General features: G+C 58.9%; 23 protein-coding genes. 2 read left to right on the top strand and 21 right to left on the bottom strand.

All coding sequences use genetic code 11. The features are described from left to right. Positions 1-311: 311 nt before the first annotated feature. Positions 312-1,454 (bottom strand): PRC-barrel domain-containing protein, encoded by a 1,143-nt coding sequence (locus J3456_RS17990; RefSeq protein WP_349581591.1) that lies wholly within the window; start codon positions 1,452-1,454, stop codon positions 312-314. A 240-nt stretch (positions 1,455-1,694) separates the two neighbouring features. After that, a complete protein-coding gene (locus tag J3456_RS17985) occupies positions 1,695-2,726 on the bottom strand; it encodes a fatty acid desaturase family protein (protein WP_349581590.1) in 1,032 nt (343 codons plus the stop codon). Between the two features lie 173 nt (positions 2,727-2,899). On the opposite strand from J3456_RS17985, the gene J3456_RS17980 reads away from it, so the two are divergent. After that, on the top strand, positions 2,900-3,325 hold the full coding sequence (locus J3456_RS17980) for a DUF1801 domain-containing protein (RefSeq protein ID WP_349581588.1): 426 nt from the start codon (positions 2,900-2,902) through the stop codon (positions 3,323-3,325). 34 nt (positions 3,326-3,359) lie between these two features. Here the strand turns inward: J3456_RS17980 and J3456_RS17975 are convergent, their stop codons facing one another. From J3456_RS17975 to rpsL, 8 genes are all read right to left on the bottom strand, one after another. Beyond that, positions 3,360-3,656, bottom strand: a complete 297-nt coding sequence (locus J3456_RS17975) for a 50S ribosomal protein L23 (RefSeq protein ID WP_007118833.1) — start codon at positions 3,654-3,656, stop codon at positions 3,360-3,362. Beyond that, complete coding sequence (gene rplD / locus J3456_RS17970; protein WP_067622160.1) at positions 3,653-4,270, bottom strand: 50S ribosomal protein L4; 618 nt, start codon at positions 4,268-4,270, stop codon at positions 3,653-3,655. Before rplD ends, J3456_RS17975 begins: the two co-directional genes overlap by 4 nt. Next, entirely contained in the window at positions 4,267-5,145 is an 879-nt protein-coding gene (gene rplC / locus J3456_RS17965; RefSeq protein ID WP_349581587.1) for a 50S ribosomal protein L3, read from the bottom strand. Before rplC ends, rplD begins: the two co-directional genes overlap by 4 nt. 17 nt (positions 5,146-5,162) lie before the next feature. Next, positions 5,163-5,483 (bottom strand): 30S ribosomal protein S10, encoded by a 321-nt coding sequence (rpsJ, locus tag J3456_RS17960; RefSeq protein WP_067267998.1) that lies wholly within the window; start codon positions 5,481-5,483, stop codon positions 5,163-5,165. A 379-nt stretch (positions 5,484-5,862) separates the two neighbouring features. Next, a complete protein-coding gene (tuf, locus tag J3456_RS17955; protein ID WP_067622157.1) occupies positions 5,863-7,038 on the bottom strand; it encodes an elongation factor Tu in 1,176 nt (391 codons plus the stop codon). A gap of 86 nt (positions 7,039-7,124) precedes the next feature. Further along, a complete protein-coding gene (gene fusA, locus J3456_RS17950) occupies positions 7,125-9,251 on the bottom strand; it encodes an elongation factor G (RefSeq protein ID WP_259946344.1) in 2,127 nt (708 codons plus the stop codon). A 65-nt stretch (positions 9,252-9,316) separates the two neighbouring features. After that, on the bottom strand, positions 9,317-9,787 hold the full coding sequence (gene rpsG / locus J3456_RS17945) for a 30S ribosomal protein S7 (protein WP_067267956.1): 471 nt from the start codon (positions 9,785-9,787) through the stop codon (positions 9,317-9,319). Positions 9,788-9,874: 87 nt separating this feature from the next. Continuing rightward, on the bottom strand, positions 9,875-10,246 hold the full coding sequence (gene rpsL / locus J3456_RS17940; RefSeq protein ID WP_007118826.1) for a 30S ribosomal protein S12: 372 nt from the start codon (positions 10,244-10,246) through the stop codon (positions 9,875-9,877). Between the two features lie 398 nt (positions 10,247-10,644). On the opposite strand from rpsL, the gene J3456_RS17935 reads away from it, so the two are divergent. After that, on the top strand, positions 10,645-11,448 hold the full coding sequence (locus tag J3456_RS17935) for a putative rhamnosyl transferase (protein WP_349581586.1): 804 nt from the start codon (positions 10,645-10,647) through the stop codon (positions 11,446-11,448). Here J3456_RS17935 and J3456_RS17930 read toward each other — a convergent pair. The 11 genes from J3456_RS17930 to J3456_RS17880 all read right to left on the bottom strand — a co-directional run bounded on the left by J3456_RS17930 (position 11,421) and on the right by J3456_RS17880 (position 25,940). Further along, complete coding sequence (locus J3456_RS17930) at positions 11,421-12,308, bottom strand: DMT family transporter (protein WP_349581585.1); 888 nt, start codon at positions 12,306-12,308, stop codon at positions 11,421-11,423. The genes J3456_RS17935 and J3456_RS17930 overlap by 28 nt on opposite strands. 171 nt (positions 12,309-12,479) lie before the next feature. Beyond that, complete coding sequence (locus J3456_RS17925; protein WP_349581584.1) at positions 12,480-12,884, bottom strand: response regulator; 405 nt, start codon at positions 12,882-12,884, stop codon at positions 12,480-12,482. Between the two features lie 185 nt (positions 12,885-13,069). Continuing rightward, a complete protein-coding gene (gene rpoC / locus J3456_RS17920) occupies positions 13,070-17,320 on the bottom strand; it encodes a DNA-directed RNA polymerase subunit beta' (RefSeq protein WP_349581583.1) in 4,251 nt (1,416 codons plus the stop codon). A gap of 95 nt (positions 17,321-17,415) precedes the next feature. Next, on the bottom strand, positions 17,416-21,552 hold the full coding sequence (gene rpoB / locus J3456_RS17915) for a DNA-directed RNA polymerase subunit beta (RefSeq protein WP_349581582.1): 4,137 nt from the start codon (positions 21,550-21,552) through the stop codon (positions 17,416-17,418). Between the two features lie 243 nt (positions 21,553-21,795). Beyond that, positions 21,796-22,167, bottom strand: coding sequence for a 50S ribosomal protein L7/L12 (rplL, locus tag J3456_RS17910; protein ID WP_007118820.1), 372 nt, complete (start codon positions 22,165-22,167; stop codon positions 21,796-21,798). A 74-nt stretch (positions 22,168-22,241) separates the two neighbouring features. After that, complete coding sequence (gene rplJ, locus J3456_RS17905; protein ID WP_007118819.1) at positions 22,242-22,757, bottom strand: 50S ribosomal protein L10; 516 nt, start codon at positions 22,755-22,757, stop codon at positions 22,242-22,244. 274 nt (positions 22,758-23,031) lie between these two features. Further along, the gene (gene rplA, locus J3456_RS17900; RefSeq protein ID WP_349581581.1) at positions 23,032-23,730 is read right to left on the bottom strand and encodes a 50S ribosomal protein L1; all 699 of its coding nucleotides are present in this window, start codon (positions 23,728-23,730) and stop codon (positions 23,032-23,034) included. Between the two features lies 1 nt (position 23,731). Then, complete coding sequence (gene rplK / locus J3456_RS17895; protein WP_067622128.1) at positions 23,732-24,157, bottom strand: 50S ribosomal protein L11; 426 nt, start codon at positions 24,155-24,157, stop codon at positions 23,732-23,734. A 146-nt stretch (positions 24,158-24,303) separates the two neighbouring features. Then, positions 24,304-24,837, bottom strand: coding sequence for a transcription termination/antitermination protein NusG (gene nusG / locus J3456_RS17890; RefSeq protein WP_132446970.1), 534 nt, complete (start codon positions 24,835-24,837; stop codon positions 24,304-24,306). Positions 24,838-25,045: 208 nt separating this feature from the next. Continuing rightward, positions 25,046-25,243: a preprotein translocase subunit SecE gene (secE, locus tag J3456_RS17885; RefSeq protein WP_007118815.1), complete on the bottom strand. Its 198-nt coding sequence runs from the start codon at positions 25,241-25,243 to the stop codon at positions 25,046-25,048. 76 nt (positions 25,244-25,319) lie between these two features. Then, positions 25,320-25,940, bottom strand: a complete 621-nt coding sequence (locus J3456_RS17880) for a hypothetical protein (RefSeq protein WP_349581580.1) — start codon at positions 25,938-25,940, stop codon at positions 25,320-25,322. Positions 25,941-26,172: the final 232 nt, after the last annotated feature.

Here is a 26,172-nt window from a genome sequence, read left to right as displayed (position 1 = left end):
TTCTCTGTCTTCCGTTTGCTTGGCACGCATCCATCGAGATGAAAGCGCGTTGGTTGTAGGGCCCCGAAGGTCCCCTGTAGGAGTGGTGGGTGGGCTTAAATCTCTTGCGAGGCAGGCATCCCAACCACCGGGATCGTTCAAATAGCCAAACCCCGGACGAATCCGGGGCTTGAGCCGATGTGGCGACCTAGCAGGTTCAATTCTGCCCGTCCAGTGGGCATGGCGAAATTCCTCTCCCGCTGCCCGCACAAAAGAAAAGAAGGCGCCGAAGCGCCTTCTTCCTTAGGTTTACCGATTACCCGAAGCAGGTATTAGTCAAGGCCAATGCTCTCTGCCAGACGCATACCGGGGTCGAGGATTTCAACTTCTGCTTCGTTGAATTCCGGCATGCTTTCCAGACGCTCTTCGGTGACGCCGGGGACGATCACTTCGTCTTCACGCATGATCAGCTTCTCAACCGGAATGGCGACTTCGTTTTCGCCCATCCCAAGGAAACCACCAACGCCGATGATCGCAACAACGGTGTCGCCACGGACGCCGATAAAGTCGATCTCGCCGACGTCTTCACCAGTCTCGGTGGCGACGCTGCGGCCGGTCAGTTCTTCGGCAGTCAGGTTAAAGATCGGCAGACGTTGCACATTCTCCTGGTAGCGGGCGCGGTCTTCTTCGGCCATATTGCCCTGCTCGTCAGCGTTGAAGTCTTCCATCAGCACGCGGGCTTGCTCTTGCTCCACGTTGATCTCGGCGCCTTCGGCACCTTCAACATTGACCTGCGGCGCTTCGGCTTCTTCGACGACGACATTCGCGTCTTCGCCCTGCTGCACGTTCACGTCCGCTTCTTTCTGGTCAACATCGACGCGGGCTTCTTCGGATTCAGCCACGTTCACATTGGCTTCGGCCTGCTCAACCGTCACGCGCGGCTCGGCTTCTTCGATGGTCACTTTCGGCTCGGGGCGCACGAACTTCACGACGGGCTCGGGCTGTTCCAGATCAACGATCGGCTCACCTGTGTCCACGTCAACCTGCGGCTTGGGAACCTGCACGGTCACGACCGGCTCAGGAATACGCACGGTGACCTGCGGCTGTGCCTGCTCAACGGTGATGATCGGCGCTTGCTGCTGCACGCGAACGGTCGGCTCGGGCACGGCGACGGTTACTTCGGGCTGGCCCTGCTCAACAGTCACCACGGGAGCATCCTGCGAGACGTTTACATCTGGCTCGGGCACGGTCACGTCAACTTCGGCGTCTTCCTGCTCGACAACCACTTGGCCGCCAGCGACATTGGCGGTCGCGGCTGTGCCACCTTCGACTTCTGCTTCCATCTCAGCTTCGGCTTCGGCGTTGCGTTCAATGGTTTCTTCGACGTTCTCTGTCGCGTCCTGCGCCAGAACCGGAGCGGCTGCGAAAAGGGCCACAGCGGATACGCCGGCCATGAGCGTTTTGGTATAGATCATTAGGTCTCTCCCGTATTCGTTTAAGATAAGTGAGGCGCCCAGCACCTCGTCTTCCACGGTGAGACAACCGGCAGCTTTCTGCTCTGTTCCGAGAAAATTGATAGCATTTTTTCGGAACTTTTTACGGGTCGCCACATGATTGAAGCAGGGGGCGATGGGAACCCGCATGGGTAATGCCGCTCCTAAAAACGCAAAAACCCCCGCCGGAGCGGGGGTCTTACATCAGCGATATGTTACGGCTTAGGCGGCGCGACGCGCCTGTGCGAAGGATAACAGGCGCTTGCTCTTTTCATCCCACAGGTGCAGCCGCGCATTGGCGAGGCTTTCGCGAATGGTCATGCGGTTCCCTTCAGCCAGCGCCACGTGATCGCCCAGCACTTCCGGCAAGCGGTAGAACGGGATGCGGCTGTACAGATGGTGCACATGGTGAATGCCGATATTGGCGCTCAGCCACTGCAGGGGCCGGGGCAGGATATAATGTGATGAGCCGTGAAAGGCCGCGTCATGCAAATCCCAGGCTTCGTTTTCTTCCCAATGGGTCGTCTCGAACTGGTGCTGCACATAGAACAGCCACATGCCCGCCGTGGCCGCCAGCAGGGTGCTGGGGACGAAGATGAGCAGAATGGGCATGATACCCCCGAAATAAAAGATCACCGCAAGTGCTGCGAGGATAGTCAGGTTGGTGCCCATCGCGCTTAACCAATAGCGGGTTTGCGCCATCAGCCCCAACGGGACACGGTTCTGCACGAAAAACAGATAGCTCGGCCCGAGACCAAAAAGCACGACCGGATTGCGGTAGAGACGGTACTGCAACCGCCCAAGCAGTCCAAGCTCGCGATACTCTGCAACGGTGAGGGTGTGAATGTCGCCGATTCCGCGACGGCCAAGGTTCCCGGCCGAGGAATGGTGGATCGAATGGGTTCGGCGCCAAACGTCATAGGGCGTCAGTGTCAGCACCCCCAGCACGCGGCCCACCCAATCGCTGGTGCGACGGCTGCTGAAAAAGGCCGCATGGCCGCAGTCATGCTGAATCGCAAAGAGGCGCAGCAGGAAGCCCGCATTCACCAGCGAAATGCCAAGCGTCAGCCAGCCGCTGATCGACAACGCCCACCAAGCCAGTGCCCAAAGAAGGACAAACGGCCCAAGCGTAATCGCCAGTTCTAAACTGCTGCGCCAAGTGCTTGGCTCGCGGTAGCGGGCCAGCACGCGCACCCAGTCGCGCGCGTTCGACACGTCCGCAGACGCGCCAGAGGTAGATTTTTCGTGAGACATAGAGCTGCTTTTTATCGTTGCTTCATGCCTTGTAAAGGAAAGCGCGCAGCAAGCAACTTATCCGTTGAGTATTAACGCGGGGTTTCCGCTCACGCGGCTAACAACCGTCGAGATAGGTCGCCTTGCTGGCCCCGAGTGATTGATCCTATCGGCCTCCACGCCTACGCTTGCGCATGACTTCGCCCGACCTGCCCTTTCAAACCGACGCCGTGACCCGCGCCTTCGCTGACTTTCCAGATACGGTACGCCCCGGCCTCTTGGAAGTACGGCGCCTCATCTTTGAAGTCGCGGCGACCGAGAATGTGGGACCCATCGATGAAACCCTGAAATGGGGTCAGCCCGCCTATCTCACATCCGAAAGCAAATCCGGCACAACCCTGCGCGTTGGTGTGCCAAAGTCTGGCGGTTACGCGGTCTTCGTGCACTGCCAGACAACCGTAATCTCAGACGCCCGTACGGTTTTCGGAGACGCCTTCACCTATGATGGTAATCGCGCCGTCCTCTTTGATGCACAGACCGAGGTCGCCAAAACGCCCCTGGCCCTTTTGATCGCCCAAGCGTTGACCTACCACCGTCGAAACGAAAAAGGCCCCCGCTGAGCGGAGGCCTTTTCCAAATGTCAGTACCGAAAACTTACAGCCCGGTGGAGACGTCGATCGTGTTGCCCTCTTCAAGCGTCACGTAAGCCTTTTTAACGTCTTTACGGCGACCCATCTGGCCGCGGAAACGCTTGACCTTGCCTTTGGTGATGGACGTGTTCACGGCCTTCACCTTGACGTTAAAGAGCGCCTCAACGGCCTCTTTGATCATCGGCTTGTTGCTTTCAATCGCCACTTCGAAAACGACAGCGTTCTGTTCGGACGCCATGGTTGCTTTCTCGGTGATGATCGGCTTGCGGATCACGTCGTAGTGTTCATGCTTGGCGCTCATTTCAGGCGTGCCTCCAATGCTTCGATCCCCGCTTTGGTGATCACCAGAGTGTCACGCTTGAGGATGTCATAGACGTTTGCGCCCATCGACGGCAGGACATCCAGCCCTTCGATGTTGCGCGCGGCCTGTGCGAAGTTCTCGTTGACCGAAGCGCCATCGATGACCAGCGCGCGCTTCCAACCCAGGTTCGACACCTGTTTGGCCAGAGCGGCTGTTTTGCCCTCGGATGTGGCTTCGTCGATGATGACCAAGGAACCGGCTTTTGCTTTGGCGGACAGCGCGTGGCGCAGACCCAGCTTGCGGAACTTTTTGGTCAGCTCGTGGCCGTGGCTACGCGGGGTCGGACCCTTGTAGATACCACCCTTACGGAAGATCGGCGCGTTACGGTCACCGTGGCGTGCGCCGCCGGTGCCTTTTTGGCGATAGATCTTCTTGGTCGAGTAGCTGGTCTCGGACCGGGTCTTGACCTTGTGCGTACCCTGCTGCGCGTTGTTACGCTGCCAGCGTACGACGCGGTGCAGGATGTCGGCACGCGGCTCAAGGCCGAACAGTGCTTCGTCCAGGTCTACGGACCCGGCCTTGCCACCGTCGAGTTTGATGACATCGAGTTTCATGCGTCACCTTCTTTCTTGTCAGCGTCGGCATCGGAATTGTCGGCATCCGAACCTTCAGCTGCGATTTCAGCTTCTGCGGCTTTCAGCGCTTCGGCTTCCTGTGCGGCTTGCTCTTCGGCCAAACGCTTGGCTTCGGCTTCTGCCTCTGCTGCGGCTGCGGCGGCTGCCTCTTCGGCGGCTTTTGCGGCTTCGTCAGCGGCGGATTTCAAAGCGGCGGGCAGAATCGCGTCTTCGGGGAACGGCTTTTTGACCGCATCCTTGACGGTGACCCAGCCACCTTTGGAGCCAGGAACGGCGCCTTTAACCATGATCAGGCCACGCGCGCTGTCGGTCTTGACGACTTCGAGGTTCTGCGTGGTGACACGGGCCGCGCCCATGTGACCGGCCATTTTCTTACCTTTGAAAACTTTGCCGGGATCCTGACACTGGCCTGTGGAGCCGTGCGAACGGTGGCTGATGGAGACACCGTGTGTCGCCCGCAGACCGCCGAAGTTGTGACGTTTCATCGCACCGGCAAAACCTTTACCGATCGAAGTGCCTGCAACGTCAACGTACTGACCCGCGAAGTAATGGTCCGCGATGATTTCCTCACCAACGTCCAGCATCGCGTCCGCATCGACACGGAACTCAGCAACCTTGCGCTTGGGTTCCACTTTCGCAGCTGCGAAGTGGCCACGCATGGCTTGGCTTGTGCGTTTGGCTTTCGCCGAACCGGCACCGAGCTGAACGGCAGTGTAGCCGTCACGGTCTGCGGTGCGCTGTGCGACAACCTGAAGCTTGTCCAACTGAAGAACGGTCACAGGAATCTGCTTGCCGTCTTCCATGAACAGCCGGGTCATGCCGACTTTTTTTGCAATAACGCCTGAGCGCAACATATGATTACCCTCCCGGCTTACGATTGCAGCTTGATCTCGACGTCCACGCCAGCGGCGAGGTCGAGCTTCATCAGCGCGTCCACGGTCTGGGGGGTCGGATCAATGATATCCAGCAGACGCTTGTGCGTGCGGATTTCGAACTGGTCACGGGATTTCTTGTCAACGTGGGGACCACGCAGAACGGTGAATTTCTCGATTTTGTTCGGCAGCGGAATGGGACCGCGAACCGAAGCGCCTGTGCGCTTGGCGGTGCTGACGATTTCCTGAGTGGAGGCATCGAGCACCCGGTAGTCAAACGCCTTGAGGCGAATGCGGATGTTCTGGCTTTGAACGGCCATATGCATATCCCTTGTTTTGGGATTCTAACGGATTGGAGGAAGCAGGCTCATCCGGCCCCCTCATCGCGCCTTGGTATTAAATCAAACGGGGCGCGTCTAACGCACCCCGGTTCAATGGGCGTCCTATAGGGGGAATCGCAACAGGTGGCAAGAGGGTTCTAAAAACCCCCGTGTTTTTAGAACCAGTGCGCAAAGTCACGCCGCCCACGGCGTGACAGCGCACCCCGCCAACGTTCAATCACCACCGAAAAACACACTTAGCTTTCCATCTCACCAAAGCTTCCACAAAGCCCCCTCCCCCCCAAAAGCAAAAGGCCGCAGCAAACGCTGCGGCCTTTCAAAATCTCTCAGACGTCAGGCCCGAAGGCCCCGCCCAAAATCACTCAGTGATTTTGGAAACAACGCCGGCGCCAACCGTACGGCCACCTTCGCGGATCGCGAAGCGCAGACCGTTTTCCATGGCGATCGGTGCGATCAGCTCAACGCCGAAGGACACGTTGTCGCCGGGCATGACCATCTCGGTGCCTTCTGCCAGCTGAACGGTGCCGGTCACGTCAGTTGTACGGAAGTAGAACTGCGGACGGTAGTTCGCGAAGAACGGCGTGTGACGGCCACCTTCCTCTTTGGTGAGGATGTAGGCTTCGGCTTCGAACTTGGTGTGCGGGTTCACAGAACCGGGCTTGCAGAGAACCTGACCGCGCTCAACGCCGTCACGCTCAACGCCACGCAGCAGCGCGCCGATGTTGTCGCCAGCTTCACCACGGTCCAGCAGCTTGCGGAACATTTCCACACCGGTGCAGGTGGTTTTCTTGGTGTCGCGGATGCCGACGATTTCGATTTCGTCGCCAACGTTGATCACGCCACGCTCAACACGGCCGGTCACAACAGTACCACGGCCAGAGATCGAGAACACGTCTTCGACGGGCATCAGGAACGGCTGATCAACAGCACGCTCTGGTGTCGGGATGTAGTTGTCGACTTCTTCCATCAGCTTGCGGATCGCGTTCTCGCCGATGTTCTCGTCACGGCCTTCCATCGCCGCCAGAGCGGAACCGGGCACAACGGGGATGTCGTCGCCGGGGTAGTCGTAGGAAGACAGCAGCTCGCGGATTTCCATCTCAACCAGCTCAAGCAGCTCTTCGTCGTCGACCTGGTCAACTTTGTTCATGAAGACGACCATGGCGGGGATGCCAACCTGACGGCCGAGCAGGATGTGCTCACGCGTCTGGGGCATCGGGCCGTCGGCCGCGTTCACAACCAAGATCGCGCCGTCCATCTGAGCGGCACCGGTGATCATGTTTTTCACATAGTCAGCGTGGCCGGGGCAGTCGACGTGGGCGTAGTGACGTGCTTCGGTTTCATACTCAACGTGCGCGGTCGAGATGGTGATGCCGCGGGCCTTTTCTTCGGGCGCGCCGTCGATCTGGTCGTACGCTTGGAAGTCACCGAAGTATTTGGTGATCGCCGCGGTCAGCGTGGTTTTACCGTGGTCAACGTGGCCGATTGTGCCGATGTTGACGTGTGGCTTGTTACGTTCAAACTTTGCCTTTGCCATGGTGTTGGCTCCTTTAGATGTTGGGTGGTGGGCTTAAAAACCCACCCTACAGATTGGGTAGGGCGGGGTTCACCCCGCCATCCCGGTTATGCAAATTTGGCCTGAATCTCGTCGGAGATGTTCTGCGGCACAGGCTCGTAGTGGTCGAACTGCATGGTGAAGTTCGCACGACCGGAAGACATCGAACGCAGCGTGTTGATGTAGCCGAACATGTTGGCCAGCGGTACGAAGGCGTCGATCGCGATGGCGTTGCCGCGCGTGTCTTGACCCTGCACCTGACCCCGACGGGATGTCAGGTCACCGATGATGCCACCAGTGTACTCTTCCGGTGTTACAACTTCGACCTTCATGATCGGTTCCAGCAGTTTCGCGCCAGCTTTCTTCATGCCTTCGCGCATACCCATACGGGCGGCGATTTCGAAGGCCAGAACGCTGGAGTCAACGTCGTGGAATTTACCGTCGATCAGAGCAACCTTGAAGTCGATGACCGGGAAGCCCGCCAGCGGACCGGAGTCCAGAACCGACTTGATCCCTTTTTCCACGCCCGGGATGTATTCCTTGGGGATGGCACCACCGACGATGCGGCTCTCAAAGGAGTAACCTTCGCCCGGCTCGGTCGGCATCAGGATCATCTTAACTTCACCGAACTGACCCGAACCACCCGACTGTTTCTTGTGGGTGTAGGTGATTTCGGCTTCGCGGCTGATCGTCTCACGGTATGCCACCTGCGGCGCACCGATGTTCGCTTCAACTTTGAATTCGCGCTTCAGACGGTCCACCAGGATGTCGAGGTGCAGTTCGCCCATGCCCTTCATGATGGTCTGACCGGATTCCAGATCGGTTTCGACGCGGAAAGAAGGGTCTTCGGCGGCCAAACGGGCCAGACCAGCAGACATCTTTTCCTGGTCGGCCTTGGTTTTCGGCTCAACCGCGATCTCGATCACCGGATCGGGGAAGGTCATGGTTTCCAGAACCACCGGATCGTTGGCGGCACAGAGCGTGTCACCTGTGGTGGTGTCTTTCAGACCGGCCAGCGCGATAATGTCGCCCGCATAGGCTTCTTCAATCTCTTCACGGTTGATCGAGTGCATCATCATCATACGACCGACGCGCTCTTTCTTGCCCTTGGTCGAGTTAAGAAGGGTATCGCCCTTCTTCAGCACGCCCGAGTAGATGCGGGTGAAGGTCAACGAACCAACGAAGGGGTCGTTCATGATTTTGAACGCAAGGCCAGAGAACGCCATGTCATCATCCGCGCGGCGCGGGATGTTACGGGTTTCTGTCTCATCGCCCGGCTTGAAGCCCATGTAGTCGACAACGTCCAGCGGGCTGGGCAGATAGTCGATCACGGCGTTCAAGAGCGGCTGAACACCTTTGTTCTTGAAGGCAGAACCACAGAGAACGGGGATGAACTTGATCGCCAGCGTGCCCTTGCGGATCAGGTCGCGCAGGGTGTCGACGTCAGGCTCGGCGCCATCCATCAGGTAGTTTTCCATCGCCTCATCGTCCATCTCGACCGCGGTCTCGATGAGCTTGGCACGCCATTCGTCGGCGGTGTCCTTCAGGCTGTCACGGATGTCGCGCTGTTCCCAGCCAGCACCCAGATCTTCGCCGGACCAGACCCATTCCTTCATGGTGACCAGATCAACGATGCCTTCCAGCTCGTTCTCTGCACCGATCGGAATCTGGATCGGCGCCGGTGTGGCACCGGTACGGTCTTTGATCATGTGAACGCAGTTGAAGAAGTCCGCGCCGATTTTGTCCATCTTGTTGACGAACACGATACGCGGAACCTTGTAGCGGTCAGCCTGACGCCAAACGGTTTCGGTCTGCGGCTCAACACCGGCGTTGGCGTCGAGAACGGCAACCGCGCCGTCGAGAACCGCCAGCGAACGCTCAACTTCGATGGTGAAGTCAACGTGGCCGGGGGTGTCGATGATGTTCATCCGGAACTTGGTGTCGGATGTCGCATCGGCTGTGGGCTCTTCCTGGCGCTGCCAGAACGTGGTCGTCGCGGCGGAGGTGATGGTGATGCCGCGCTCTTGTTCCTGCTCCATCCAGTCCATCGTTGCGGCGCCGTCATGCACCTCACCGATGTTGTGGGATTTGCCGGTGTAGAACAGGATGCGTTCGGAACAGGTGGTTTTGCCGGCATCGATGTGAGCCATGATGCCGAAGTTGCGGTAGCGTTGGAGCGGATAGTCGCGTGCCATGGGGCTGCTTCCTCGAAAATGTCAGTACGAACAGATCGCGCCCGAAACCGGGCGCGACGTTGAAATTACCAGCGGTAGTGGCTGAACGCTTTGTTCGCGTCGGCCATCTTGTGCGTATCTTCGCGCTTTTTAACAGCGGTACCACGGGACTGAACGGCGTCCAGCAGCTCGCCTGCAAGGCGCTCTTCCATGGTGTTTTCGTTACGCGCACGGGCGGCTTTGATCAACCAGCGGATCGCCAGCGCCTGACGACGCTCGGGGCGCACTTCGACCGGCACCTGATAGGTGGCACCACCAACGCGGCGCGAACGAACTTCGACCGACGGCTGGATGTTTTCAAGCGCTTCGTGGAACACTTCGATCGGGGCGCGTTTGATCTTGTCTTCGACGCGGGTCATCGCGTTGTAGACGATGCGCTCGGCGACAGATTTCTTGCCGTCGATCATCAGGTTGTTCATGAATTTGGTGAGAACCAGATCGCCGTATTTGGCGTCTGGCAGGACTTCGCGTTTTTCAGCGGCGTGGCGGCGTGACATGTCAGTGTCTTCCTCTTGGCGGGTGGTGGGGCGCTGCCCCACCGAACATCGGGTGGAAAGGCGGGGCCGTGCCCCACCTGTGCGAGATTACTTCGGACGCTTCGCGCCGTACTTCGAACGACGCTGCTTACGGTCTTTAACGCCCTGCGTATCAAGAACACCGCGCAGGATGTGGTAACGCACACCCGGAAGGTCTTTTACACGACCGCCGCGGATCAGAACCACGGAGTGTTCCTGAAGGTTGTGGCTCTCGCCCGGGATGTAAGAGATGACTTCGAAACCGTTGGTCAGGCGCACTTTGGCAACCTTACGCATGGCCGAGTTCGGCTTTTTGGGTGTCGTTGTGTAAACCCGTGTGCAGACGCCGCGCTTTTGCGGGCACTCCTGCAGGTGCATGGATTTCGAACGTTTGACTTTCGGCTGCCGCGGCTTGCGGATCAGCTGTTGGATCGTTGGCATTCCGGATATATCCCCGTATCGCTCAGATTTTGTACACGGGGGATCCCCCATGCGGCTAAATTCGGTTACTTCATGCGTCCACAAAGCAAAATGACCGCAACGTTCCCGTACCGAGGAAAACGACGCGGTGGGTTAACAGAGGATCGGGCCAGTAGTAGGCCGGATCGTGACCACTTCAGTTATGAGTTCGGACTGGCAGAGCGGCCTCCGCCTCCGAGATAGCGGGCGTATAGAGCGTTGCGCGGGGCCTGTCAACAGCACCGCCCGGCCCGGCACCGCCGAGAGCGTGCCATCGCGTGCTCTGGCTGCGCCATCTGCCCTTTGCCTTGCCGAGCCCCCTTGCCAGCGGCCGCGCCCTGTCGCCATATTCGCGCAAGTTTTCCTTGAGGGGTAATACCATGCAAGCCATCGGCCTGTGCCGTTTTTCTTACCCCGCCCTTGGTGGATTTCAGGTGGGGCACGACACCACCGAGGAGCGCATCGCCTACCTCTATGACGAAGCCCGGCTCGAAGAGCGGTTCCGTCTACTCGAGACCGTCGCCCTGCCCTGCCTCAAGGCCCAGACAGACCCGGATTTCTCCCTCGTTTTCGTGATCGGCGACCAGTTCCCGGACCACCACGCCCGCCGCCTCGAATCGCTCCTTTCCGACTTGCCTCAGGCGGTGATCCACCGCGAGCCGCCCCGCCAGCACCGCGAGGTGATGAAAGAGGTGCTGAACGCCGCGCGGATCAATCCCAAAGAGCCCTGCCTGCAATTCCGCTATGACGATGACGATGCGGTCTCCGTGGATTTCATTGCCCGGCTGCGGCGTGCGGTTGAGGACAGCGCGGGGCTTTTGGAAGGCCAACGCTCCGTCGCTTTCGACTGGCCCAAAGGGTATATCGCGGAGTTCGGGCAGGGCGGCATCCGCGCGGCGGAAGTGTTCCGCCCCCTCAATGTGGCGGCCTTGGCGATGTATGTGAAGGGCGGCAGCCCGGTCACGATCATGAACTTCGCCCATGAGAAACTGCCGCGCTTCATGCCCTGCGTCAGCCTGCCCGAAGCGGCGATGTTCGTGCGCAGCCACAACGGATCGAACGATTCGCGCCAAGGGCTTGCGCGGCATGTGGACGTGGCCCCGCTGGATGCCGAAGGCGAAGCGCTGTTTCGAACGCGCTTTGCCATCGACAACGATCAGGTGCGGCGGGTCTTCTCGGCTTGAACCTTCAGCTTCCGCTCACGGTAGAGGGTAAAGACCCCCGTGGCCACGACAATGCCAGCGCCGACCAGCGTCAAGACCCCCGGCCATTCGCCAAAGACGGTCCAGCCCAGCAGCAGCGCCCAAAGCAGGCCGGTATAGCGAAACGGCGCGACAAAGCCGATGTCGCCGACCCGCATGACTTGGATCGAGAAGAAATAGCCGCCCAACACAAAGACCCCGGAGCCGCCGATCAGCGCCGCCACCGACGGGGTCACCGGCGCCCATGGTCCGCCGAGCGATGCCAGCCCCGCCGCCGTCATCACCGACAGCGCGGTCACCAAGGTGACGGTCATGGAAGGCACCGCAGGCGACAAGGCGCGGGTCGACAGGTCACGGACCGTCACGCAAAGGACCGCAATCAAGACGTAGACCGACCATATGTTGAACCCCTCCGCGCCCGGCTTCACGATCAGCAGGACTCCGCAGAAACCGATCCCAATTGCCACCAACCGCCGCCAGCCCACCGCCTGCCGAAACACCAGCGCCGCGGCCAGCGTCACCGAAAGCGGCACCACCTGAAGGATGGCGGTCACATTGGCCAAGGGCATGTTGAACAGTGCCGTGAGAAAGAAATAAGCCGCTGCAATCTCAGCCACCGAGCGCAGGGCGATCACCCGCCAATCCCGCGGCTGAAGCCGGAAATCGATCCGGCCAAGCTGACGGCTGAGGGCCAAGATCAGGACCGAGGTCGTCACCCCCCGCAGGAACAAAAGCTGAAACAGCGGCAGCGCCCCGTCAGTCATTTTCAGCAGCGTGTCGTTAAACGTGAAACAGGCCATCGAGGCGATCATCAGCAGCGCGCCGATGGTATTGGGGGACATGAAAGCGCTCCGGGAAAAAACCGCGCGGCTTATATCGATGCCGCTCCCGAATGACTGGCAGCGGGCACGGAAGCTGTCAAGAACGGGGCCCGTGCAAGGTAGCGGCCTGCGCCCCTCAAATGCGGCATGGCGGCTGCGTTGGACGGCTGTCCTTACGGCTGTTGCCCGGCGTTACTGGTTGGACGCCTGCGCCACCGGCTGTTGCTGACTGGCCAACAGATTCCGAACTGTGCTGCGCAGCAACCCCGGCTCGACAGGCTTTTGCATCACGGTCGCGGCCAGATCGCGGAAGGCGTCATACACCTCAAGATCGCGGGTGCGGCCGCTGAGGAAGATGATCGGCGTGCCGGCAATGTCGGGGTTTTCGCCAAAGCGATGCGCCAATTCCAAACCGCCCATATCGGGCATGGAGATATCACTGATGATTAAATCGGGTTTCAGATCATTCACCACCGCCAGCGCATCGCGGGCGTTCAGGCACGATACAAAGGTCAGCGATCTGTCATCGGAAAAGATCATCTTTACCAATTCCAGAATGATCGGATCATCGTCGATATGTAGAATGCGAGACGTCATCTGAAGAACCTTACGACGGTTAAGCTTTCGCAAACCTATTGCGACTATGTGGCGGATGTAAGGCTACGGCGGCAAATTCCCGGCCATCTCGCTGGCAACGTGCAATCAATGCTGGGGCACCGCGCATAAAAAAGCCCCCACAGCTTTCACTGCGGGGGCTTTTGATTGTCAGGTCAGAGCGGCGATCAATCGCGGCTCTCGTCGTCACCGACCGGCGTGTTGAACACATCGCCACCGACGATGTCATCATCCGCGGAGACCGCAGGTGCTGCCAGTGCGGCAGCGGCTTCGGCTTCTTCGCGGCGCGCTTCGATCACGACGTTGTCGCGGTCTGTCGCCACTTTGCGCATCTGCTGGGTCGCCCCACCAGTGCCCGCCGGGATCAGGCGGCCCACGATGACGTTCTCTTTCAGACCAACCAGCTTGTCCCGCTTGCCCTGGACCGAAGCTTCGGTCAGCACGCGCGTTGTTTCCTGGAAGGACGCGGCAGAGATGAAGCTGCGGGTCTGCAGCGACGCCTTGGTGATGCCCAGCAGGATCGGTTCGCCCTTGGCAGGACGGCCACCCTTCGACAGGGCCTTTTCGTTGGCCTGATCGAATTCCTGCTTGTCGACGTGTTCACCCTTGAGCAGCGTGGTGTCGCCGCTTTCTTGGATTTCCCACTTCTGCAGCATCTGACGCACGATGACTTCGATGTGTTTGTCGTTAATCTTCACACCCTGCAGGCGGTAAACGTCCTGCACTTCGTCAATCATGTATTCGGCCAAGGCCTCAACGCCCATGATCGCCAGAATGTCGTGCGGCGCGGGGTTGCCGTCCATGATGTAGTCACCCTTCTGCACGAAGTCGCCTTCGGCAACGGGGATGTGTTTCCCCTTGGGCACCATGTATTCAACCTTCACGTCCGGATCATCCGAGCTTTCAATCGCGATGCGGCGCTTGTTCTTATAGTCCTTGCCGAAGCGCACATAGCCGTCGATTTCCGCGATGATGGCGTGGTCTTTGGGGCGACGTGCCTCAAAGAGTTCAGCCACACGCGGCAGACCACCGGTAATGTCCTTGGTCTTGGCACCTTCACGCGGGATACGCGCGATGATGTCACCGGCCTGCACCTCGGTCTGGTCCTCAACAGACAGAACCGCATCCACCGACATCGGATAGGTCACCGGGTTGCCCGCATCGTTGCGGACCGGTTCGCCATCTTCACCCACCAAGATGATCTCGGGCTTAAGCTCGTTGCCCTTGGGGGCTGCGCGCCAGTCGATCACGATCTTCTGGGTCATGCCGGTTGCTTCGTCGGTGTCTTCTTTGACCGCGATGCCCGAAACAAGGTCGACGTATTTGGTCATACCCGGTTTCTCGGCGATGATCGGCAGGGTGTAGGGATCCCATTCGAACAGCTTGTCGCCGCGTGCCACGCTGTCGCCTTCCTTGACGTGGAGCTTGGTGCCGTAGCCGATCTTGTGGCTGGCGCGCTCATCGCCGTTCTCATCGACGATCGACAGTTTCATGTTCCGGCCCATGACGAGCATTTCACCGGCGCTGTTTTCAAGCGTCTGCGCATTGTCGAACACGATTTTGCCGGACTGGCTGGCCTCGAGGAAGGACTGCTGACCACCCTGCGCAACGCCGCCGATGTGGAAGGTCCGCATCGTCAGCTGAGTACCGGGTTCACCGATCGACTGGGCCGCGATGATGCCGACGGCCTCACCTTGGTTAACGAGCGTACCGCGTGCAAGGTCACGGCCATAGCACATGGCGCAGACACCCTCTTCGGCATCACAGGTCAGCGGGCTGCGGATCCGTGCGGACTGCACCCCGGCTTCGTCGATGGCATCCGACATGCGCTCGTCGATCAACGAACCTGCGGGCACCAGAACATCCTCGGTGCCGGGCACCAGAATGTCATCCGCGGCAACACGGCCCAGCAGACGCTCGGCCAGCGAGGAGACAACCTCACCGTCATTGACAGCCGCTTCGGCAGTGATCGCGGTTTCGGTCCCGCAGTCATGCTCACGCACGATGCAGTCCTGGGCCACGTCCACCAGACGGCGTGTCAGGTAACCGGAGTTCGCCGTTTTCAGAGCGGTATCCGACAGACCTTTCCGCGCACCGTGTGTCGAGTTGAAGTACTCGAGAACGGTCAGACCTTCTTTAAAGTTCGAGATGATCGGCGTCTCGATGATGTCGCCATTCGGCTTCGCCATCAGGCCGCGCATCCCGCCCAGCTGTTTCATCTGCGTAACCGAGCCACGGGCACCGGAGTGGGCCATCATGTAGACCGAGTTCGGCTCTTTCTCGGAACCATTCTCGTGGTACGTGGTGGCCGAGATGGAGCCCATCATCGCGTCGGTGACCTTGTCGTTACACTTCGACCATGCATCGACGACCTTGTTGTACTTTTCGCCCTGAGTGATCAGGCCGTCCATGTACTGCTGTTCAAAGTCCTTCACCTGCTCACGGGTTTCTTCAACCAGCGGCCATTTGGTGTCGGGGATCAGCATGTCGTCTTTACCGAAGGAAATGCCCGCTTTGAAAGCTTCGCGGAAACCCATGGTCATGATCTGGTCACAGAAGATAACCGACTCTTTCTGACCGCAATAACGGTAGACGGTGTCGATGACCTGCTGCACTTCTTTCTTACGCAGCAGTCGGTTGACCAGATCAAACGGCGCTTTCGCGTTCAGCGGCAGCAGCGCACCAAGACGGATACGACCGGGGGTCGTGTCGAAGCGCATCATCACTTCGTTGCCTTCGGCGTCGATCTGTTTGATCCGCGCTTTGATCTTCGAGTGCAGGTGAACCGCACCGGCGTCGAGAGCGTGCTGCACCTCGTCGACGGAGCCGAAGACCATGCCTTCGCCAACCATACCTTGGCGCTCAAGGGTCGTGTAGTAGAGACCCAAGATCATATCCTGCGACGGCACGATAATCGGCGCGCCGTTTGCAGGCGACAGAACGTTGTTCGTGGACATCATCAGAACACGCGCTTCCAGCTGGGCTTCCAGCGAGAGCGGCACGTGAACGGCCATCTGGTCACCGTCGAAGTCAGCGTTAAAGGCCGAGCAGACCAGCGGGTGCAGCTGGATCGCTTTACCTTCGATCAGAACCGGTTCGAACGCCTGAATGCCAAGACGGTGCAATGTCGGCGCGCGGTTGAGCATGACGGGGTGTTCGCGGATCACCTCATCAAGGATGTCCCAAACCTCGGGACGCTCTTTTTCGACCAGCTTTTTCGCCTGCTTCACGGTGGAGGACAGACCTTTGGCCTCCAGACGCGAGTAGATGAACGGCTTGAACAGCTCCAACGCCATCTTCTTGGGCAGACCACATTGGTGCAACTTGAGTTCCGGGCCGGTCACAATGACCGAACGACCCGAGAAGTCGACGCGCTTACCCAAAAGGTTTTGACGGAAGCGACCCTGCTTGCCTTTCAGCATGTCCGAGAGCGACTTCAGCGGGCGCTTGTTGGCACCCGTGATGACGCGGCCACGGCGGCCGTTGTCGAAGAGCGCATCGACGGATTCCTGCAGCATCCGCTTTTCGTTGCGGACGATGATGTCAGGCGCGCGCAGTTCGATGAGACGCTTCAGACGGTTGTTCCGGTTGATCACGCGGCGGTACAGGTCGTTGAGGTCAGAGGTCGCGAAACGGCCCCCGTCCAGCGGCACCAGCGGGCGCAGTTCTGGCGGGATCACCGGGATCACGGTCATGACCATCCACTCAGGACGGTTGCCCGACTCGAGGAAGGACTCGACCACTTTCAGACGCTTGATGATCTTCTTAGGCTTCAGCTCGCCTGTCGCCTCTTTCAGATCGGCGCGCAGGGTCTCGGCTTCGGCTTCCAGATCAATCGCCGCCAGCATTTCGCGGATCGCTTCGGCACCGATGTTGGCGGTGAAAGCGTCCATGCCATAGGCGTCTTGGGCGTCCATGTACTCTTCTTCGGTCATCATCTGACCGTATTGAAGATCTGTCAGGCCCGGCTCGATCACGACGTAGTTCTCGAAGTAGAGAACACGTTCCAGATCACGCAGGGTCATGTCCAGCATCAGGCCGATGCGCGACGGCAGCGACTTGAGGAACCAAATGTGTGCCACTGGCGATGCCAGTTCGATGTGGCCCATACGCTCACGACGGACCTTTTGCAGTGTCACTTCGACACCACATTTCTCGCAGACAACGCCGCGATACTTCATCCGCTTATATTTGCCGCAGAGGCATTCGTAGTCTTTGATCGGGCCAAAGATACGCGCGCAGAACAGGCCGTCACGCTCTGGCTTGAACGTCCGGTAGTTGATGGTTTCCGGCTTTTTGATCTCGCCGAAGGACCAGCTGAGGATCCGCTCTGGCGAGGCCAAAGAGACCTTGATTTCGTCAAACGCTTTTTGCGGCGTCAGCGGGTTGAACGGGTTGTTTGTCAGTTCCTGGTTCATTTTCAAATCCTTGAAAGGGGTGCGTTGGGAGGGACCGGACCCGTTTTCTTTTACAGAAAACGGGCCGGGATTTTTAGAAAATCCCGTTTACCGCGTCACTCATCCTCCTCCGCATCCAGGAGTTCCATATTCAGGCCGAGGCCGCGTACTTCCTTAACGAGAACGTTAAAGCTCTCTGGAATGCCCGCTTCGAAGTTATCCTCGCCCTTGACGATGCTTTCATAGACCTTGGTCCGGCCCGCGACGTCGTCCGACTTGACGGTCAGCATTTCCTGCAATGTGTAAGCAGCGCCGTAAGCTTCGAGAGCCCAGACTTCCATCTCACCAAAGCGCTGGCCACCGAACTGTGCCTTACCACCCAGCGGCTGCTGTGTGACGAGCGAGTACGGCCCTGTCGAACGTGCGTGAATTTTGTCGTCCACCAAGTGGTGCAGCTTGAGCAGGTACTTGACGCCGACGGTCACCGGGCGGGCAAACTGCTCACCTGTACGACCATCGAACAGTACCGACTGACCAGACGTGTCGAACCCGGCCCGCTTGAGGCTGTCGTTCACGTCCGCTTCCTTAGCACCGTCAAAGACCGGCGTGGCGATTGGCACGCCGCGGCGCACGTTGTCGGCCACTTCAAGAAGCGTATCCTCGTCCATGCCGGTGATGCCCTCTTCGTAGACATCATCACCGTAAGCCAACTGCATTGCTTCACGCACAGGTGTCAGATCGCCGGAGCGCTTATACTCTTGCAGCGCCTCGTCGATGTTGATGCCCAGACCGCGTGCGGCCCAGCCCATGTGTGTCTCAAGAATCTGACCGACGTTCATCCGCGATGGAACACCCAGAGGGTTAAGGCAGAAGTCGACCGGGGTACCATCGGCGAGGAACGGCATGTCCTCCATCGGCACCACTTTCGAGATCACACCCTTGTTCCCGTGACGACCGGCCATCTTGTCGCCCGGCTGCAGCTTACGCTTCACCGCGACGAAGACTTTGACCATCTTCATCACACCCGGGGGCAGATCGTCACCACGACGGACTTTCTCGACTTTGTCCTCAAAACGTGCATCCAAGGTCCGCTTCTGGATCTCATACTGCTCGTTCAGGGCTTCGACGATCTTCGCGTCATCCTCGTCCTCAAGGGCCAGCTGCCACCACTGACCACGGGTCAGGGTTTCCAGCAGTTCCTCGGTGATCTGGCTGTTCGCCTTCACGCCTTTCGGGCCTTTGACGGCGATTTTGCCAAGGATCATATCCTTGAGACGCGCGTAGATGTTGCGGTCGAGGATCGCCAGCTCGTCGTCCCGGTCACGGGCCAGACGTTCGACTTCCTCACGCTCGATCTGCAGCGCACGCTCGTCTTTCTCAACACCGTGACGGTTGAAGACGCGCACTTCGACAACGGTGCCGAAATCGCCCGGCTTCACACGCAACGAGGTGTCGCGCACGTCGGACGCTTTCTCACCAAAGATGGCGCGCAGAAGCTTTTCTTCCGGCGTCATCGGGCTTTCGCCCTTCGGTGTGATCTTACCCACAAGGATGTCGCCCGGCTCCACGTCCGCACCGATGTAAACGATACCGGCTTCGTCGAGGTTGCGCAGGGCTTCCTCGCCGACGTTGGGAATGTCGCGGGTGATTTCTTCTGGCCCAAGTTTCGTGTCACGCGCGGCGACTTCGAATTCCTCGATGTGGATCGAGGTGAAGACGTCATCACGGGAAATCCGCTCGGAGATCAGAATGGAGTCTTCGTAGTTGTAGCCATTCCACGGCATGAAGGCGACGACGACGTTCTTGCCGAGCGCCAGTTCCCCCATGTCGGTGGACGGACCATCCGCGATGACCTGCCCCTTGGTGACCTTCTCACCCACCTTCACCAGCGGACGCTGGTTGATGCAGGTGTTCTGGTTCGAGCGCTGGAATTTGCGCATGCGGTAGATGTCCACACCCGCGTCGCCCAGCTCAAGGTCTTCGGTGGCCCGGATCACGATACGCGACGCATCGACTTGGTCGATGATACCCGCGCGGCGTGCCGTGTAGGCCGCCCCGGAATCGCGTGCCACAACTTCTTCGATGCCGGTGCCGACAAGCGGCGCCTCAGCTTGCAGAAGCGGAACCGCCTGACGTTGCATGTTCGAGCCCATGAGAGCGCGGTTGGCGTCGTCGTTTTCGAGGAACGGGATCAACGAAGCAGCGACCGAGACCAACTGCTTGGGCGAAACGTCGATCAGGTCCACGTTTTCCGTCGGGGCCAACGTGTAGTCACCGGACTGACGGGTCGAGACCAGTTCGTTGACGAACTTCATGTTTTCGTCGAGGTTGGCGTTCGCCTGAGCCACGGTGTGGCGCATTTCCTCGGTTGCGGACATGTAGTGCACTTCGTCGGTAACGGTGCTGTCTTTGACCACGCGGTAAGGCGTTTCGATGAAGCCGTATTTGTTCACGCGGGCAAAAGTGGCCAGCGAGTTGATCAGACCAATGTTCGGCCCTTCCGGCGTTTCAATCGGGCACATCCGACCATAGTGGGTCGGGTGAACGTCACGCACTTCAAAGCCCGCACGCTCACGTGTCAAACCGCCCGGCCCAAGCGCCGAGAGACGACGCTTGTGCGTCACTTCCGAGAGCGGGTTGGTTTGGTCCATAAACTGCGACAGCTGCGAGGAACCAAAGAATTCACGCACCGCAGCCGCGGCTGGCTTAGCGTTGATCAGGTCTTGCGGCATCACCGTGTCGATCTCGACGGAGGACATCCGCTCTTTGATCGCACGCTCCATGCGCAGCAGGCCGACGCGGTACTGGTTTTCCATCAATTCGCCGACCGAACGCACACGACGGTTGCCGAGGTGGTCAATGTCGTCAATGTCGCCACGGCCATCGCGCAGATCAACCAGCGCTTTGATACAAGCGACAATGTCGTCACGGTCCAGCGTGCGCTGTGTGTCAGGCTTATCAAGCGCCAAACGCATGTTCATTTTCACGCGGCCAACAGCCGAGAGGTCATAGCGTTCGCTATCAAAGAACAGCGTGTCAAAGAGCGCGGAAGCGGCCTCAACGGTGGGCGGCTCGCCCGGGCGCATGACGCGGTAGATGTCCATGAGCGCGGTGTCGCGGTTCATGTTCTTGTCCATCGCCATGGTGTTGCGCATGTAGGGGCCGACGTTGACGTTGTCGATGTCCAGCAGCGGAATCTCGGTGATGCCCGCGTCGATCAGCTCCTTCGCGGTGCCGCCGATCAGCGTGCCGTCTTTGTCGTATTCCAGCGTCAACTCGTCACCGGCTTCGACGTAGATCGCACCGGTTTCTTCGTTGATGATGTCACGCGCGACAAACTTGCCAACGATGTGATCGAAAGGCAGCAGCAGGTCTTTTACCTTGCCTTCGTCGAGCAGTTTTTTGACGGCGCGAGGCGTGACCTTTTTGGTCGCTTCGAACAGGATTTCACCTGTCGCGGCATCCACCAGATCATAAGTCGGACGGGTGCCGCGCACGCGGTCGGGGAAGAAGGGTGCAACCCAGCCCTTGTTCTTCTCCAGCGTGTAGGTGACCGTGTTGTAATAGGCGTTCATGATCGCCTCTTGGTCCAGCCCAAGGGCATAGAGCAAGGTCGTCACAGGCAGTTTGCGGCGGCGGTCGATCCGGGCATAGACGTTGTCTTTGGCGTCGAATTCGAAATCCAGCCAAGAGCCGCGGTAGGGGATGATGCGGCAAGCGAAGAGGAGCTTACCCGAAGAGTGGGTCTTGCCCTTGTCGTGGTCAAAGAACACGCCCGGGGAGCGGTGCATCTGGGATACGATCACACGCTCGGTGCCGTTGACGACAAAGGTGCCGTTCGGCGTCATCAGGGGCATGTCGCCCATGAACACGTCTTGCTCTTTGATGTCTTTGACCGACTTCGCGCCGGTGTCTTCGTCCACATCAAACACGATGAGGCGCAGCGTCACCTTGAGAGGCGCGCTGTAGGTCATGTCACGCTGCTGACATTCCTCAACATCGTATTTCGGCTTTTCAAGCTCGTACTTGACGTATTCAAGCACGGAGGTCTCATTGAAATCTTTGATCGGGAAGACCGACTGGAAAACGCCTGTGATACCTTCACCATCGGTGGGGGTCTCGGCGTCGCCGGAATTCAAGAACAGATCGTAAGAGGATTTCTGAACCTCGATGAGGTTCGGCATCTCCAGCACTTCGCGGATTTTGCCGTAATATTTACGCAGACGTTTCTGGCCAAGGAAGGATTGTGCCATGTGTCGTGTCACCTTTCGTGTCTCTTGCCGAGCGCATCAACCACCGGGGCCGTGGTGCGCGCCCATAAGAGCGGAAAATCCGGGTCAATTCTTGGAATGCGTCCCACTGCATCCCTTCCGACCATGGACCTCTCCAGAGAAATGTTCCGAGCTAGAACATTCGTCAAAACAGGTCAGGCTGGACAGGAAGATTCCCGTCCAGCCCTTGTTCATGCGTGGTGCACGTTGCCGCGCACCTCTGGCTTAGGCCAGCTCGACTTCGGCGCCAGCTGCTTCCAGCTTGCCTTTGATCTCTTCGGCTTCGGCTTTGTCGACGCCTTCTTTGATCTTGCCACCGGCTTCGACCAGGTCTTTGGCTTCTTTCAGGCCGAGACCTGTGATGCCGCGGACTTCCTTGATCACGTTGATCTTGGATGCGCCGGCGTTCTTCAGAACGACGTCGAATTCGGTCTTTTCTTCTTCGGCAGCGCCGCCATCAGCAGGACCAGCCATCATCACTGCGCCGCCAGCGGCGGGCTCGATGCCGTACTCGTCTTTCAGGATGGTTTTCAGTTCTTGTGCTTCAAGCAGAGTCAGACCAACGATGTCTTCTGCCAGTTTTTTCAGATCAGCCATGTTTAGCTCTTTCCGTAACGATATGTGTGTTCCAACGCGCGTGTTCAACCCGAGCGCCGGCTTGACGATATGCCTTACGCAGCCGCCTTGTCCTCGATCGTGGACAAGATGGATGCGATGTTGCTTGCAGGTGCGCCAATGGCCCCGGCGATGTTCGAAGCAGGTGCGCCGAGCATGCCCGCGATGGTGGAGATAAGCTCCTCCCGCGAAGGCATTTTCGACACGGCTTCGACACCAGCGGCGTCCAACGCGTTCTCACCCATGGAACCACCGAGGATCACCAGCTTTGGGTTTTCCTTGGAGAACTCCTGAGCAACCTTGGCCGCAGCCACAGGATCCTCAGAATAGGTCAGAACGGTCATACCCGTCAGAAGGTCAGCGATGCTTTCGCATGGCTTGCCCTCAAGGGCGATCTTGGCGAGCCTGTTTTTGGCAACACGCACGGCCCCACCGGCAGCGCGTGCGCGCGCCCGAAGGTCCTGCATTTCGGCAACTGTCAAACCGACGTAGTGGCTAACCACAACGACGCCAGAGCTTTCAAAGATCTGGCCGAGTTCGTCGACCAGCTGTTCTTTTTGTGCTCTATCCACAGTTTCACTCCAAATTTGGGGGTTGCCCCCCGGCTCAGTTCAGGATGCGATCTTTTGCATCCCATTCGGGTCCAATGTCAGGGTCCCGGCCAAAACCGCCCGAGGGCAGAATTTTTCCGGTTTCCCATCTCAGGAAGGAATTATTCAGGCCAAAGCCCAAACCCTCCGTCTCGGACAGACGCGCAGACCGATCTTCTGGTCCTTGCGTATCTGACGGCCGAAGCCGCCAAATCTCGGGTCGCAAGGTGGGGGGCTGGCCCCCACCCGGCGAGGATCACTCGGCGGTTGCGTTCTCGACAGCGACCGACACGCCTGGGCCCATTGTGGAGCTCAGGTTGATCTTTTTCATATATGTGCCTTTGGCACCGGCAGGCTTGGCTTTGGACACCGCGCCAACGAAGGTACGGATGTTTTCGGCCAGCTTGGCTTCGTCGAAGGACAGCTTCCCAACGCCTGCATGGACGACACCGCCCTTTTCGGCTTTGAACTGAACTTCACCGCCCTTGGCCGCTTTCACGGCGTCGGCGACGTCCATGGTCACGGTGCCAACCTTGGGGTTCGGCATCAAGTTACGGGGGCCAAGCACTTTACCCAGACGGCCAACGATCGGCATCATGTCGGGTGTCGCGATGCAACGATCAAAGTCGATCTTGCCAGACTGCACGGTTTCCATCAGGTCTTCTGCGCCAACGATATCTGCGCCAGCTTTTTCGGCTTCTTCAGCTTTCGCGCCACGGGCGAAGACAGCAACGCGCATGGTTTTGCCGGTGCCGTTGGGCAGGCCGACAACACCGCGGACCATCTGGTCTGCGTGGCGTGGGTCCACACCGAGGTTCATCGCGATCTCGATGGTTTCGTCGAACTTCGCGTTTGCGTTTGCTTTGATGAGGCTTACCGCTTCTTCAACGGTGATCTCTTCTTTGCCAGCAAAGGCTTCACGGGCGGCGCGGGTGCGTTTTCCAAGTTTTGCCATCTTACTTCACCTCGATGCCCATGGACCGGGCAGAGCCCAGAATGATTTTCATCGCCGCTTCCACGTCGTTCGCGGACAGGTCGGCGGCTTTTGCTTCTGCGATCTCGCGCAGCTGCTTGGTGGTCACGGTGCCGACGGTTTCACGCGAAGGCGTTTTCGCGCCAGAGTTCACCTTGGCCGCTTTTTTCAGATAGTAGGACGCCGGGGGCGTCTTGATGTCCATCGTGAAGGACTTGTCCTGATAGTAGCTGATCACGGTGGGGCACGGTGCGCCCGGCTCCATGTCTGCGGTCTTGGCGTTGAACGCCTTGCAGAATTCCATGATGTTGATGCCGCGCTGACCGAGAGCCGGACCAACGGGCGGGGACGGGTTTGCTTGACCCGCTTTAACTTGCAACTTCATCGTACCGACGAGTTTCTTGGCCATCTGACCATTCTCCTTTCAACACCCTTGGGGCGCGCCCCGCGGGATCTTCGTTGCGTGGTCCGGGTGAGGCGCCGCGGCGCCCTCGCCTCCCACAATGACCGACACGCTTGAGGCGCCGGGTTGGCGGACCTGAGCCCGCCGCGCACTCAGACCTGCTTGTTGACCTGAGTGAATTCCAATTCGACCGGGGTTTCCCGGCCAAAGATCGAGACCGACACCTTGAGGCGCTGGTTGTCCTCGTCGACCTCTTCGATCATGCCGTCGAAGTCTTCGAACGGACCGTCGGCAACCTTGACCTTTTCACCGATCTCGAAGTGGATCAGCGTGCGTGGAGCTTCTTCGCCTTCCTGCACGCGACCCAAGATCGCCTGAACCTCGGCATCGCGCATCGGCATCGGGCGGCCCTGCGGGCCCAAGAAACCGGTGACGCGGTTGATCGAGTTGATCAGGTGATAGCCCGCGTCGGACATTTCCATATGCACCAGCACATAGCCGGGCATGAAGCGACGCTCGGTTGTCACCTTCTTGCCACGCCGAACCTCGATCACCTCTTCGGTGGGCACCAGCACTTCGTCAATCTGGTCTTCAAGTTCCTGCTCGGCCACGGATGCGCGGATCTGCTCGGCGATCTTCTTTTCGAAGTTCGACAGGACACTGACCGAATACCACCGTTTTGCCATCTGAACTCTGGTCCCTGTCTTGCCATGCGGGCTGCCCCGGCATGTAAATTCGTCAATCACACGGAGCCTCGGCCCCGCAACATCTGAACAAAAAATCGGCGCGCAACTCGAATCGCCGCACGCCCCTTTTCAGGTCAGGTCTGCGCAATAGCCCGCGCAGACGCAGGTTTCAAGGGTGTAAAGATAAATTCACCCGAGCGGGCGATGCTTAGCCGAACATCCCAAGGATCTGCTGCAAGCCGCCGCGGATCAGGATATCGACAATAGCAAAGAAAACCGCTGTTAGCGCGGCAAGGATAAAGACCATCACAGTGGTCAGCATCACTTCGCGCTTGGTCGGCCAAACAACCTTGGCAACTTCGGTACGAACCTGCTGGATGAACTGAAGCGGATTGGTGGTGGCCATGACATCTTTCCTTGTTGCCCGATTGGGCGGATGTAACGGGTCCGCCCCCTAGTTTCAAGACACCATCGCGTGCGGCCTAGGCTTCGGAGTTGCGCAGACTGTCAAACCGGCGATCGAGGGCCTCGTCGTGGCGGGTGTCAGCCGCTGCCATTTCGCCAAAGTCCGGCAGATAAAGCCCGTCGACCGTCCCTTCGGGAAAGCGATCAAGCACCGCATCCCATTTCATCGCAAAAGCATCCAAACGCGCATGAAGCGCCGCCGCCCGCTCCGGCCGCCGCGCGGCATACCAGCGCCCAAGCGCTAAGGCGCGCCCCCAAAACCCGTCATAACCAAGGGCCAGAAAAACCCCAAGCGTGACAAACACCGCGATGAAAACCACGCCCAGCACCAACCAAGGCCGCAGAATCACAGCGAGCCCAAGCAGGCTCAGTATCACCGCCCGAGGCGACGGTCGTTTCTTGGGCATCTTGAGCGGCAAACGTCTTTTGGATTTAGCTTTGGCCACCTCTGGCTCCGGCAGTTCGGGAAAGGCATCGCGTCCGGACTGCCGATGTTTGGCGGGGGGCTGCGGTGTATCCATCGCGGTGCCCGCATTCGCGCCCTCATGCCTATCCGCCATCACGTTTCGGATAGCAGAGAGCGCGGTGGGGTCCAATTCAGATGCTGACGAAGGGGCAAGCTTATCTGTGGGGGTCATCTTGTCGATCTCTTTAGGCGGTTGCGAAAGAGTTACCGATCTATTGCGCCCCCTGCAGGGCGGAAAAGGGACAGTTCTTGGGCATAGCGATTTTCGCCCCCCCAACACAAAACCGCCGCAGCTTTATAGCTGCGGCGGTTTTGTTATTCTGTTCATCGTCGAGAGATACTTAATATCAGGAACTTATTAGGTTTGGCGATGACCTACTCTCCCACGTCTTAAGACGCAGTAC

The sequence above is a fragment of the Sulfitobacter sp. NFXS29 genome (assembly GCF_040148765.1).
GTDB lineage: Bacteria > Pseudomonadota > Alphaproteobacteria > Rhodobacterales > Rhodobacteraceae > Sulfitobacter.
The sequence above is the reverse complement of the archived record's forward strand: the minus strand, read 5'-3'. Positions and strand labels throughout refer to the sequence as shown.